Source organism: Rathayibacter sp. KR2-224 (assembly GCF_049446075.1).
GTDB lineage: Bacteria > Actinomycetota > Actinomycetes > Actinomycetales > Microbacteriaceae > Humibacter.
Genome location: NZ_JBMSEB010000002.1, coordinates 276,431 through 288,229, shown reverse-complemented (window position 1 = coordinate 288,229; position 11,799 = coordinate 276,431). Strand labels below are relative to the sequence as shown.

Sequence of the window (11,799 nt, the reverse complement as noted above, 5' to 3'; positions counted from 1 at the left end):
CCGCGTTCAGGCCGCGCGGTCGGCCGGGCACACCAGGCGCGTGGCCGTGCGCTGATCCGCCGGTCGCAGCACCGAGTGCGCCGTCATCGGCTCACCGCACAGTGGGCACGATGCGTCGTTGCGCCGCACATCGGGGCCCTCGGGATGCCCTGCGCCCAGTTGGGCGGGACCGGTGAACGTGCGGACCACCCTGTTGAACCTCTCGTAGAAGTCCCAGAACCGAGGCGCCACGGTCGTACTCCATCCCGTCCCAATAGTTAGGGCACTAATGATTAGCGCAAGCGTAACATGGTGGCCGGAGGTGGAGCATGGCGAGACGCATCGAAGAGGCAACCCAACGGTCGGGCGCTGGGGCGGCCGGCGCTGGGGCGGCCGGCATTGGGGGCGCAGCGGAGGCTGGGGGAGTGCAGCGAGCGCCCGACGACCTCCTCAAGCTCAGCAATCAGGTCTGCTTCGCGCTCGCCGTGGCATCCCGCAGCGTTATCGCGCTGTACCGGCCGGTGCTGGAACCGTTGGGCCTCACGCATCCGCAGTACCTCGTCATGCTCGCGTTGTGGGAGGAGAGCCCTCGCACCGTCGCCGGCATCGGGCGTGAGCTGCAGCTCGAACCCGCGACGCTGTCGCCGCTCTTGAAGCGGCTCGAGGCATCCGGTCTGCTTACCCGCGAACGGGATGCGAACGACGAGCGGATGCTCCGCGTCACCCTCACCGAGAAGGGTCGCCGACTGCGCGAAAAGGCGCTGGACGTTCCACCGCAGATCATCGAGAAACTGGGTCTGGACCTTACGGAACTGGAGTCCCTGCGGACCGCGCTGCACCGAGTCATAACGGCTGCCGGCGGGGGTGACGCACGGTCTGAACCGGTATTCGGATGATGATATCCTCGTACGGTTGCCGAATCGGACCTCGGTCGTTCGGTGTCGCCCCGATAGCTCAGTGGTAGAGCACTTCCATGGTAAGGAAGGGGTCGTCAGTTCAATCCTGACTCGGGGCTCCAGCTTGGTGCGGTGGCCCTCAGGTCCGGCACGAAGACTGCGGCGGGATAGCTCAGGTGGTTAGAGCACACGGCTCATAATCGTGGTGTCGCGGGTTCAAGTCCCGCTCCCGCTACTCACCTAGAAAACACTGGGAACGGCGGCCATTGCATGGCCGCCGTTCCTGCGTTTCAGGATGGTTTTGCCCACATTTTGCCCACACTTGATTCGGCCACTTCGTTGAGCCGGTCGGCGACGGCGTCGAGGTCGTCGTCGAAGAGGTCGCTGTAGGTGTCAAGGGTCATCGCGGCGGAGGCGTGACCGAGCATCCGTTGCACGGCCTTCACGTTGGCCCCCGCGCTGACGGCGAGGGAGGCTGCGGTGTGACGGAGGTCGTGGATCGTCATCGCCGGCAGCCCGGCCTCCTCGAGCGCAGCGTCCCACCATGAGTTGGCGACCGTGGTCGGGGTGCGTTGGTAGCCGCCGTGTCCGTCGTCGAAGACGATGTCGTCCCTGGTCTTGCCATCACATGCTGCTGCGAGCGGGATAGTGAGGAACTTCGGATAGGGCACGCTGCGCCGTTCATGGGTCTTGGGCGTGCCGACCAGGATCGACCCGTTCACGTACACGGCGTTCTCTACGACCATGAGGCGCCGTCTGAGCGTGTCGATGTCCTTCACCCGTAGTGCGGATGCCTCACCCCATCGCAGGCCGGTGTAGGCGAGCAGGGCGATGATCGGGCCATGTTCGCCGCTTGCGGCTACCAGCTGTGCGACCTGTTCGTTGCTCAGGTACGTGTGTGGGCGGGAGATGCGGCGTGGGAGCTTCACTCCGCGGGCGGGGTTGGAGGGGATCAGGTGATCCTTGACCGCGGCGTCCAGAATCCCGGCGAGGATGTCATGCGCGCGGCGCACGATCGTCGGTGACTTCGACTTCCTGCCATCGCCGCCGGCGCCCAGCCGAGTGACCCACGCCTGTACCTCGCTGTGCCGGATGGTGCCGATCATCGTGTTGCCCCAGGTCGGTTCCACGTGCAGCCGCCACGCTGACTCGTACACGTACGCCGTGGACGGCTTCACATGCGACCTCGACGCCAACCATGCGGTTCCGAGCTGGCCCACGGTGTTACGCGCTGCGGCGGGGTCGATGTACTCGCCGGTCGCCTTCTTCATCTCCACTGACGCCAGAAACAATTCGGCCTGGTGCTTGGTACGGAAGCCGCGCTTATCGGTCTGCGAGTGGTCGGGTTTGCGATACCTGACCCGATACCGTTTCCCGGCCGCAGTTTCGTACCCGGTGATGCTCCCCATCATTCCGCCCTCCGGTTCGCGTCCGTGATCCGCTGGCTGAGTGCTTGCCTGCTCAGCCCAGTCCTCGAGGCGAGTGAGTTCCAGCTTTCGCCCACCTGGCGAAGCTGCCCGATCAGCTCGTCCCGCTCCGACCGCAGGATGTCCTGCTCAGTCTGGAGTCGCCCGATGGCGCGCCCGAGGTGACCGAGCCGGTCGAGGGCGTCGGCGCGCGTACCCCATCTGTCCTCCAACACGGTCAACGCGTCGGCGGCGTGCCGCTGTGCGGCCACGCGCTCTCGCTCCGCAACGTGTCGGATCGCTGCTGCGTCGTGCTGTTGCCGTTGTCTTTCGTACGAGCTTGAGCGTCGTTTCGTCTTGCCTAGATTCCCCCGATTTCCCATGCAAGCCGGTTTACACGCAACCCCTGTCGTTGCGGACGCAACAACAGGGACCCACTGAAAGTGCCTGCGTGCATTGCCATTTTCGGTTTCTTGGATCTTCCTGGCTCCGTCGTCCCTTTCATCCGTCGTATCCGTTGTCGTTGCTCGATCGATGTCGTCGTCCGTACCGTCGTCGCCTTCGTTTCGAGGAACGCTTCGCCGACGGGCCTCGGAGGGGAATCGCGACCGACTGAAGTCAAGTTGCAGTTGACGTACCCATGCGTACTTTTTCACCGTACGGGTCTTGCGCACATCGGACGTTCGAGAGCAGCCCTGGCTGGAGGAGACGAGCGATCGATGCCCGGTGCGGGACCCGCTTACGTACAGCCGAAACGACAAAGAGCGCTGCGAAAATTCCGCCAAAGAGTGCCAACAGTCACGCGTCCGCAGCGCCCCCTCCAGCTCAGCCGCCGAAACCAACGTTATTGGCGCCCTCGCACTCAATCCATCGGCATCGGTTTGGTGGGCCGCAGATCGGCCGAAGCTACTCTGAAGAGGTGACAGCGGTGAGAACAACGGCACCTACTCTTCGATCCCGCGGAGACACGGCACTTTCGATCGTCCTGCTCGTCGCTGCCGTCTTCATCGCGGCCGTGAGCTGGTTCACCATCTATGTCCTAATCGGCTTGACCACCACGAGCTCAGGGCCTCGGCCGTGTGCGGGCGCTCCAGTCGCAATATTTCTCTATCCTGCGTTGAGTATCGCCTGCGTCCTTGCCGGCGCTAGCTGGGTCGCCTATCGGAAAGCACGACGGCAACATGCTTGGTGGGCTGCTGCGACCACCGTTGCGGGGGTGCTGGTGTTTGCTGCTCTAATAGCCGCGAACTGGCTGGTGTTCGTTCAGCCTTTGTGCCGGTGATAGAAAACTAGGCGTTCGTCGAGATTCTTCTTGACGAACGTCACTTTTCGCGAGTAGACCTTGCTGTGAATGGCGACTGAGGGGGTCGCCATAGCCGAAGGAGTCTCGTGAAACGTCATCTTCTGACGGGTGCTGCGCTTGTTGCAGCCGTCGCGTCGATGGGGATCTTCGTAGCACCAGCAGCGCAGGCACAGGGTATTCCAAGACCAAGTCTGAACAGCTCGGTCGGATGCGAGGGGAGTCCGCGAACGATCGTCCCGGATCGGAACGCCGTGGCAGCGCATGGGATCTCTGCGGTTTTTCCCGACGCCGTGGCCACTGATCCAAATTTGGCTGCTTCTGTTCCAGCTGCCATGAAGAGGACCTTCGCGAGTAACCCCACATGGGTAACGAATCTCAAATGCGGAACGCCAATACCCCAGCCGAAAGGCGACGTTCAGCGAACGCAAGGGATGCAGCCGCTCGCAACGCAAGCCGTCACTCCCACCGTCGACCAGGCAACCTCCTACAACTGGTCTGGATACCGCCTAGCCGGCATCGATTTCAACCACACGTACTATTCCTCAGCTGGAGGCGTCTGGAACGTCCCCGCCCCCTACCCACCGAACAGCGGAACGGACCAGGAAAGCGCCTCCATCTGGGCAGGCATCGGCTCGGGCGACGGTAGCGGTACCAGTGCGGACCAACTGCTCCAGGCCGGCTCGGTGTCGTACTCGGGTCCAGGCGTTGGCGGGGTGGGACCGAGCGGCACATACATGTTCTATGAGGTCTTTCCGTACCAGGACGAAGTCACGGTGACAAACCTTCCCGTGAACGGGAACGACCTCGTTGAGTCATTCGTGTTTTACGACGTTCCCCACAACACCATGGACTTCACCCTCTGCACCTCAACCACGAATGCATGCGGCTCGGGCCAGGAGGTGATGACCGAACCCGTGGGTAGCTGGGCCCAGCAGGTTGAATGGATAGTCGAGCGTCATGGCTTCGCGGGACACATCAGCCGCCTCCTGAGATTCGACACCAACGTGCATATGACCGCTACTTACGGCGAAATGGAGGGCGGATCTACCACGACGGACACGTACATCATCGGTGAAGGACCGTCGGGCGGCGGCGCGCATTTGGATCAGATCACCATGGTGAATTGTCCCGGCTCCACCGACCCCGCTCCATACTTAGCTCAAGCTCTCCCGCTTCTTAGCGGAGCCTTCGACGTACAGTGGCACTCCACAGGAACCACGTGTTGAGAAGGCGCAGCGGCCGTGATGCCTGCGCGAGTCGACGATCGCGTTCACCATCAGACCGTCCCACGATGATTCTGACCGCTACAACCAGATAGAACCGCGCGGGCGCTTTCGGAGCGACACCAATCGATCGTTATCGATGCATCTCAGACTCCACCGTGCCAGAGCACGAGATCCTTGACGGCCTCTCGCGCTGCCCGGCGTTGCTCGTTCAGCACGCGTGCTCGTCCCACAGCGCTCTGTCTCCTAAACTTCGGCCCTCAGGGGGCCACGGGGTACAGCGATTCGAGCCGAGTGAAGCCGACGGGTTCGCCGTCGTTATTGAACTTCATCTCTGAGTGCTCGTGCGATCCCGCGGCGTGCGTGATCGCGGCGAGTACGAGCACGACACCCTTGCGGTCGAGGCTGGGTAGCTCCTCGCTGAGGTCGACGGTGGCGCCGCCAAGCAGCGAGGCCGCGATGCGCACGATTTCATCGTGCCGGAGCAGAGCCGCGACTCATAGGGGAAGTGTTCGGTAGAGGATCGGCTTGCGGGCGCCGTCTTCGAGCGCCGCGGTACTGTGCAAGATGTGCTGGTCGGGATAATCGCGCTAAGTGCCGCTTCCCTCGCGGTCGCCGTCATGGTTGCGCTGTGTGCCGCAGGCGTGATCCCCCGGAACCCTTGGGTGGGCCTGCGCATCCCGGCCCTGTTTGCTTCGGATGATGCCTGGTCGGCTGGCCACCGTGGTGCAATTCTTCCGGTGATATGCAGCGCTGTGGTAAATGTTGTCCTCGCCGTTTTGGCGACCACCGTGTTGTCTGAAGTTCGAGGGCCCCTGCTTGTAGGGCTCGTCCTACTTGTCCTCCTGGCCGGCACGGTCATGGGTGCTTTCAGGGGAGCCCGAGCAGCGAGGGCTGTGGAGAGCCGATGAGTACTGTGGCTGCGCCGGACGAGAGTGACCATCACTCGCTTGGGCTCATCATCGCGGCAGTGCTGTCGTGGATTCCGCCAATTGCGGTGGTGGTCAGTCGTCTCATCTCGTCTGACCTCCCTGCCAGAGTGCCCACGCATTGGAGCGTCGACGGAAAGGCGGACGGTTGGAGCTCGATCCAGGGCGACTTCTGGACCACTCTCCCGGTCGGTGCCGCTGGCGCGGTGCTGGTCACCGTGATCGTCATCTTCGGCGGGAACAACATCCCGCGGATCAAAGGAAGTCTGGGTTTGGCCGGAATCGTTCTGGTGTCCGCTGGGATCAGCTTCTTATGGTTCGTTTCGATCGCGATCACGCGCCGGCCCGACACGGCTGGTCCAGTCTTCGGCCTGTTTGCGCTGTCTGCGATCATCCTTGCTGGGCTCGTCTTCGTGGCCGGAGCACTTCCACGAAGGAAGGCACCAGATCCGATCCGATCCTCCGCATTCTCGCTCGACCGCTGAGCGCTGGAGACCTGTCAGCGAACAGCGTTGCACCCTTGCCCGCAACGCGATCCGCTTTCGGGCGCCGATGCGTATCGGGTGCTCGTGTGTCGTCAGGCGGCTGTGGAACGCCGTTTGGTGAACTCGAGGCGGATGTATGCAAGTTCGTCACGAGGGACAACCGCCGTGAGGACTGTGTCGCTCGAGAGCTCAGCACCGATGGCATACACCAACGGGTCGGTGTCGATCTCTAGCGCTGACACTTCGGCACCGTCTACCGTGACGACCGCTTCCCGATTGATAGCCCTTTCGGTCAGCGGTGAGACGAAGCGGTCCACGGCCATGTCACCGAGTCCGAGTTCTTTCCGGAACCCGTTCATCAGGATGTGGTTCGCATGGTCGATGAGAAGGCGGGACGGGGTAGAGAACTCGGATGCGTCGCGCGTCCATGTCGTTCGCACGGCTTCCCAGAGCATCGGGTACCGCCTCCGCTCGGCCATCTCGATCAACCATGCCGGTCGCGGCCTCGGGGCCGTTTCGTCCAGGGCGCGACGAGTCGCCTCATCGATTTCGGCGAGGTTCACCGGGTCGGATCGATCATCGGGATTGCGCCACAGGGTGTAGTTGATGCTCACCGCCATCTGGGACAGCCCAGTCGTTCCCTGCTGGGACACGGTGTTCTCCATGTTGGCGTCCTCGAGGGTCGGCTGGAGCACGAATCCCATGACCGGCACCGGCATGAGCTTCACCTTCTCCGCCTGCGCAATACGGGGATCAGGCGCGTCTTCCGGAAGAAAGCCCCGGAAACGCATCGGCGCACTCCCCATCAGCACAACCCGACCAGCACTCGAAACCCGTCAGGCTCAGGACCGGATCCATACCAAGCAGCGACTTCGTGCTGCGACCCATCGCCGGTTCCGCTCATGATGCACCTCCGTGAGCCCACGCTAGAGCCAGTCCATCACCAGGCACTAGGCGATCTCGAACCGAACCGAGAGCCCGCCCTGGGCGGCGCGTCGCTGCCAGTCCCGTCTTCCCGCGGAGTGGGTAGGCTCCGATCGTGATCGACGCCACGAGTGACAACGTAGTGCCGCCCGCCGCAGATACTCGTCGACCACAAGTCTTGCGCCGCCTCCTCACGGCGACCGTCGCCGTCGCCGTGGTGATGTTCGCGTGGTCGATCACCACCGCGATCCTGGCCCAGGTCCAGAGCGACTATCTGGGCAACCGATCGGAAGCATCAGGCGGCTTCGACCCGACGGTCTTCCCACCCTTCGACGTGCTGACCTGGCTCATGGCCATCGCCGCGCCCCTGTCCACCGGATCCCTACTCGTTCTCACGATCACCGCGCGAATCGTGCTCCAGCGGAGCATCGCACGGCCCTTCAACCTCTGACACCGCCACGGCAATAACCACTCCGGCCCGATGAGGGATCCGTCATCGTGCGTGGGCTACTTGTCGAACCGGCATCCGGCAGGGTTCGGTGGTCGCAGGGCCAATACCAGGATCACAACTCCGAAGACGAGACCGAATATGCCGGTCGCAACGGAAACGGCGACAGCGGCTGTAGTGCTTCCAAATGGTGCACTGCTCAGCATCGGCTGGATTCCAAGGGCGTTCAGCGCTGCTTGCACTCCAGCGAGTACGAGGAACGGCAGCGCCCACCAGCCGTGATGATTGGAGTCATGCAGACGTCTCCAGCTCAGGGCCACGAAGGGAACGATTGTCGCTGCTGTCCAAGCCATCTGGAAGCCGACGACCAGCACCGGCGGAGCGCCGCCACCAGCGATTGCACCAATGACGGCAATCACGACGCTCGCGAGAATGTTGATGCCGAAGTAGGTCAGGGCCCACCACCAGAACTCGGCACGGCTCGCTCGGCCGGTGAAGGTGGCGTACTTCTGCCAGAAGCGCGTGAAAGCTGTGCCGAACGGCGCCCCATAGTACGGCTGATCCAGCGGCGGCACCCCGCTGGGCTGGGTCTCAAGCCGCGGCACCGACGGCTGTGGCGCTGGGGAGAGATCGGGCATCTTTGCCTCCGGAAGCGGTGTTGATAGTGGGAGATGTCAGCACACGATATCGGAGGAGGAAACTCACGCAGGCCCTTCGATCAAGCGTCCGATAGCCGATTCGTCAGCGGAACGTCTTCGTCACATCGGAGAAGAAGTCGAAGAGGACCGTGAGAGTCCTGTCGGACCCAAAGCGGGAGGCGAAGGGCACGGATATCAGTTGGTTCCGTCGACGGCGAGTGTCCTCTGTGCACAACCCGAGCCTGCCATGGCTCGCGTCGACCACGATGACCGATCCGCTACTGCAACGTCTCTGCGAGTGATGCGAAGTCGCGCTCGGCGAGGTACTTCCGCAGGTATTCCTTGTGGCCGGCGTGATCGGCGCGGCTCACTTCGTCCACGTAGGACTTGAGCAGCCGTTCTGCGTCATTGCGCTGGTTCCGTGCGATGAGGAGGTCGGCGACGTCGAGTGCCGCTGCTTTCGGCGTGATGGGGCCGAAGCCTCGCGGGCCGTGTTCTTCCCATGCGGCGAGAACCCGCTCCGCGCTGTCGAATTGATCGAGATGAGGGAGGGCGTCCGCTGCGAGCACTCGGGACACCTCCTCAACGGAGAGGCGGTCCCGCAGATCCCACCACTGATCGAAGTTGCCGGGCACGAAGTCGCCCAAGCCCCATCTCAGCTGGCAGTTGTAGTCGTTGATCCAGGTGCTGCGCGGCGACGCCGTCCGGTTCATCTCGGGAACGTAGACGCCGAGATTGACGCGGTAGCGCCCGTAGAGGTCGGGGACCAATCCGGGTACTGCATGCTTTCCGCTCGGGTCGAATGAGCCGAGCTGCACCGAGACGTGGTGCACGAGCCCGTCCTGTACCGACCGGTTGAAGCTGTTTGCGCGCTTGCGGAACCCTGCCGGCTTGAGGACATTGTGCAGGGCAAGCGATATCGACTTCGCTAATTCGCCGTTCTCGGTCACGATCTCTCTGCTCCGCTTCAGACTCGGTCGGGACATGGTCACTGGTGATTCTCTCGACGAGTGCACGGCCAGTCCATATTCCGGATGCACGCAACCGGATCCTTCAGCGCGCACAACTCGGGATGGGCCTAGTCGGCTGCCGTGCCAGCGACTTGGTCGTGTCGAACGTCGCTACTCCTGCGGGTAGGGTGTACCGCTTTCGTTGGTAGGTGTGGGCCGAGCGCGAGGATGAGCGCTCCTCCGGTCATGGCAATCACCGCCACGATGATCCACGGAAGCAATGCGCTAACCGCGAGTACGCCGACCAGCAGCGGAGCGAGCACACCGGCAAGCGAGAAACCGAACTGGAAGAAGCTGAGGTAGCGCCCTTTGGCTCCTATCGGGGCGATGCTCTCTGCCAGAGCGTTCGGTCTGGTTCCGATCAGTAGTTGCCCCACCGCCAACACGACGGTCGCGCCGATGAGCCAGGTGGGAGCCCAGGCTTTCGGGACCGCGAGAGTGAGCATGCACGTGATGGCCCAAACGGTTATGACGGCGGTGCCCAATGCAATGACTGTCGTCCGGGCCAGCGACCGAGTGCGGCGGACCATCCAGGCCATCGCAATGCTGCTGATCACGGTCAGCGTTGCGATGGATATTCCAGGCAACCAGCCGGGAGTGCCGAGCCGGTTGAGCGCGAAGACCGACATCCCGACCAAGAAGAAGTCGCTGGCGAAGGTGACCATCGTGGCGCTCAGAGTCAGCAGCAGAAATGGTCCGTTGAGCCATACCGACGTCGCATGGGCGGGGGTATCGATGGTGTGGGCCGATTCTTCCGGGCGACCGGGCGTCCTTCTGCGGTCACGGCGCCTGCCCTTGGTCATGAAGAGCCCGATGGCCGCACCGATCAGGAAAGACGCCGCATTCATGACCACGATCACCACCAGGGCACCCTGGCCACCGATCGCAAACAGCACGCCCGCGATTAGAGCGCCGATCCCGAAACACGCCGAACGCACCATGTCAACGCCAGCGAAGAAGTGGTCCTTCGGCTCTGCGGGCGCGATCTCCCCGACGAGCGTGAACAAGGCGCTATAGAACAACTGACTCCCGCAGATCGTCAACGCAGCAGCCACGAACACCATTGCCGGGCCCTGCGCGATCAGGTAGGCCAGCATGCCGACAAGCTGGGTCAGCTGGGCGGCGATGATGATGTTCCGCGGTCCCAATGCGTCCACGAACCGGCCAGCGACCAGCGGCACCAGCAGGCCGATCAACGCACCCGCAGACACGAGCGCACCAGCGAGACCGAGCGGCACTCCGACCTCGTGCGTGACGTAGACCAGCACCAGTGGCAGAAACATGCCCGACCCAAGATTGTCGATCCCCAGCGCAGCGACGAGCAGTCGAGCATCCGAGCCAGTCATGCAACGACGCTAACAACCACTCGGCCGACCGAACGAAACAGCCCTGCGCAACCCCGTGCCCGTAAGCGGATCCGTCAGCGGGCATTCTTTGGGGACTGCGAGTCGCCCTTCCAGAGCGGTTGGTTGAGCCAGTCGGCGGCCAGACCCATGGAGCCGATGTCGATCCACTCGGTACTGGGGAATGATTTTAGAAGTGTTTTGACTCGTTGAGCCCAGTCGCCGGGATGGATGGACTCGAGTAGGTATGCCATTACCGCGAGTGCGCTGTAGACCCCGAATTGCTTTGGCGCCTCCTCCTGACTCAGATGCGCGAGTAGTGGCACGGCGGTGGGACGGGGACGCCGCGGAGCAGTGACCAGTTTTCGGTTGAACAGCCGCGCATGGTGGGCGGCGATATTGCGCACGTAGTTCACCGTTGCGATCCAACTGGCCATCAACCGTTTTGTTGGCACGCTGAATGATGTTGCGATCTCTGTGGCGACGTCGTTACGCAGTCCCGCGTAGAGGCGTGCGATGTGTCCGAGCTCGAGAATCTCGGTGAGAGCCCAGATCGGCATCCGACCCTCGTACTTCTCCCGAAAGTGCGCGACGAACGCCTCATCGGAACTGTTTTGTCGCTCTTTGACTCGGGCCAGCCAGAGTTCCTGGGTACTCGCCTGGGTTGTGTCGTCGGGTGCCACACGCGTCGTGAAGGAGCTGACGAACAGGGCAGGATCTTCGTGCGCGAATGGGGAGTATCGGCCGAGTGTGTATCCGAGTTGCATCCGTAGCGCGATTTCGATCCGCTCGACTGCTTCCAGCACGAGCATGCGCAGTTGGCGGTCGAAGTCGAGCAGCCGCGCTGCGTCTTCGATATGCGTTCCCGCCTGGTATTCGTTGAGCACGCGAACTCGGGTTCGGTCCTCGTCGTCGAGGTACGTCTCGGACTGCCGGAACGGGTAGAGATACCCGGTCAACCTGTAGTAGCCCACCTCGCGCAGCAACGCCGCCGCGCGTTCCCGGTCGCCGATCTGGACACCCCGATCGGCGAGCCTGTTGATCTGGTCCTCGACCGACTGCCACGGCTTGGCGTACTCCACCAGCGCCCCCAGTGAAAAGAAAATCGGCCCGAGCCGTTAGGCGAGCGGGCCGATCATGATGAAGTAACCATAGCAAGCCCGACCGACAAGCGCGCACGCTGACGGATCCCTCAACGCAACACACCGACACTCC

General features: G+C 62.9%; 14 protein-coding genes and 2 tRNA genes. 7 read left to right on the top strand and 9 right to left on the bottom strand.

Annotation, left to right across the window (positions count from 1 at the left end; genetic code table 11):
* Positions 1 to 6 precede the first annotated feature (6 nt).
* Positions 7 to 231, bottom strand: coding sequence for a hypothetical protein (locus ACO2Q7_RS13730; RefSeq protein WP_423356268.1), 225 nt, complete (start codon positions 229 to 231; stop codon positions 7 to 9).
* 77 nt (positions 232 to 308) lie between these two features.
* Here ACO2Q7_RS13730 and ACO2Q7_RS13725 point away from each other — a divergent pair, with 77 nt between their 5' ends.
* The 3 genes from ACO2Q7_RS13725 (at position 309) to ACO2Q7_RS13715 (ending at position 1,110) form a co-directional block, all read left to right on the top strand.
* Positions 309 to 875, top strand: a complete 567-nt coding sequence (locus ACO2Q7_RS13725) for a MarR family winged helix-turn-helix transcriptional regulator (protein WP_423356267.1) — start codon at positions 309 to 311, stop codon at positions 873 to 875.
* Between the two features lie 47 nt (positions 876 to 922).
* Positions 923 to 997, top strand: a tRNA-Thr gene (locus ACO2Q7_RS13720).
* A gap of 39 nt (positions 998 to 1,036) precedes the next feature.
* Positions 1,037 to 1,110: transfer RNA gene (locus ACO2Q7_RS13715), tRNA-Met, on the top strand.
* Between the two features lie 55 nt (positions 1,111 to 1,165).
* On the opposite strand, the gene ACO2Q7_RS13710 is transcribed toward ACO2Q7_RS13715, so the two are convergent.
* Both ACO2Q7_RS13710 and ACO2Q7_RS13705 read right to left on the bottom strand, forming a co-directional pair.
* Positions 1,166 to 2,284, bottom strand: a complete 1,119-nt coding sequence (locus ACO2Q7_RS13710) for a tyrosine-type recombinase/integrase (RefSeq protein WP_423356266.1) — start codon at positions 2,282 to 2,284, stop codon at positions 1,166 to 1,168.
* Positions 2,284 to 2,553: a hypothetical protein gene (locus ACO2Q7_RS13705; protein ID WP_423356265.1), complete on the bottom strand. Its 270-nt coding sequence runs from the start codon at positions 2,551 to 2,553 to the stop codon at positions 2,284 to 2,286. Before ACO2Q7_RS13705 ends, ACO2Q7_RS13710 begins: the two co-directional genes overlap by 1 nt.
* A 1,117-nt stretch (positions 2,554 to 3,670) precedes the next feature.
* On the opposite strand from ACO2Q7_RS13705, the gene ACO2Q7_RS13700 reads away from it, so the two are divergent.
* Positions 3,671 to 4,810 carry a G1 family glutamic endopeptidase gene (locus ACO2Q7_RS13700; RefSeq protein ID WP_423356264.1) on the top strand — a complete coding sequence of 380 codons (1,140 nt, stop codon included), beginning with the start codon at positions 3,671 to 3,673 and terminating at the stop codon, positions 4,808 to 4,810.
* A gap of 257 nt (positions 4,811 to 5,067) precedes the next feature.
* On the opposite strand, the gene ACO2Q7_RS13695 is transcribed toward ACO2Q7_RS13700, so the two are convergent.
* The gene (locus tag ACO2Q7_RS13695; RefSeq protein WP_423356263.1) at positions 5,068 to 5,274 is read right to left on the bottom strand and encodes a hypothetical protein; all 207 of its coding nucleotides are present in this window, start codon (positions 5,272 to 5,274) and stop codon (positions 5,068 to 5,070) included.
* A 153-nt stretch (positions 5,275 to 5,427) separates the two neighbouring features.
* On the opposite strand from ACO2Q7_RS13695, the gene ACO2Q7_RS13690 reads away from it, so the two are divergent.
* The gene (locus ACO2Q7_RS13690; RefSeq protein ID WP_423356504.1) at positions 5,428 to 5,718 is read left to right on the top strand and encodes an SdpI family protein; all 291 of its coding nucleotides are present in this window, start codon (positions 5,428 to 5,430) and stop codon (positions 5,716 to 5,718) included.
* Positions 5,715 to 6,221: a DUF1648 domain-containing protein gene (locus tag ACO2Q7_RS13685; protein ID WP_423356262.1), complete on the top strand. Its 507-nt coding sequence runs from the start codon at positions 5,715 to 5,717 to the stop codon at positions 6,219 to 6,221. The genes ACO2Q7_RS13690 and ACO2Q7_RS13685 overlap by 4 nt, the downstream gene beginning before the upstream one ends.
* A 92-nt stretch (positions 6,222 to 6,313) precedes the next feature.
* Here the strand turns inward: ACO2Q7_RS13685 and ACO2Q7_RS13680 are convergent, their stop codons facing one another.
* A complete protein-coding gene (locus tag ACO2Q7_RS13680) occupies positions 6,314 to 6,940 on the bottom strand; it encodes a hypothetical protein (protein ID WP_423356261.1) in 627 nt (208 codons plus the stop codon).
* A gap of 320 nt (positions 6,941 to 7,260) precedes the next feature.
* Here ACO2Q7_RS13680 and ACO2Q7_RS13675 point away from each other — a divergent pair, with 320 nt between their 5' ends.
* A complete protein-coding gene (locus ACO2Q7_RS13675) occupies positions 7,261 to 7,596 on the top strand; it encodes a hypothetical protein (protein ID WP_423356260.1) in 336 nt (111 codons plus the stop codon).
* Between the two features lie 56 nt (positions 7,597 to 7,652).
* Here the strand turns inward: ACO2Q7_RS13675 and ACO2Q7_RS13670 are convergent, their stop codons facing one another.
* From ACO2Q7_RS13670 to ACO2Q7_RS13655, 4 genes are all read right to left on the bottom strand, one after another.
* The gene (locus ACO2Q7_RS13670; protein WP_423356259.1) at positions 7,653 to 8,231 is read right to left on the bottom strand and encodes a DUF805 domain-containing protein; all 579 of its coding nucleotides are present in this window, start codon (positions 8,229 to 8,231) and stop codon (positions 7,653 to 7,655) included.
* A gap of 278 nt (positions 8,232 to 8,509) precedes the next feature.
* Entirely contained in the window at positions 8,510 to 9,217 is a 708-nt protein-coding gene (locus tag ACO2Q7_RS13665; RefSeq protein ID WP_423356258.1) for a DUF4304 domain-containing protein, read from the bottom strand.
* A gap of 92 nt (positions 9,218 to 9,309) precedes the next feature.
* The gene (locus tag ACO2Q7_RS13660) at positions 9,310 to 10,587 is read right to left on the bottom strand and encodes an MFS transporter (RefSeq protein ID WP_423356257.1); all 1,278 of its coding nucleotides are present in this window, start codon (positions 10,585 to 10,587) and stop codon (positions 9,310 to 9,312) included.
* Positions 10,588 to 10,661: 74 nt separating this feature from the next.
* The gene (locus ACO2Q7_RS13655) at positions 10,662 to 11,666 is read right to left on the bottom strand and encodes an Abi family protein (protein ID WP_423356256.1); all 1,005 of its coding nucleotides are present in this window, start codon (positions 11,664 to 11,666) and stop codon (positions 10,662 to 10,664) included.
* Positions 11,667 to 11,799: the final 133 nt, after the last annotated feature.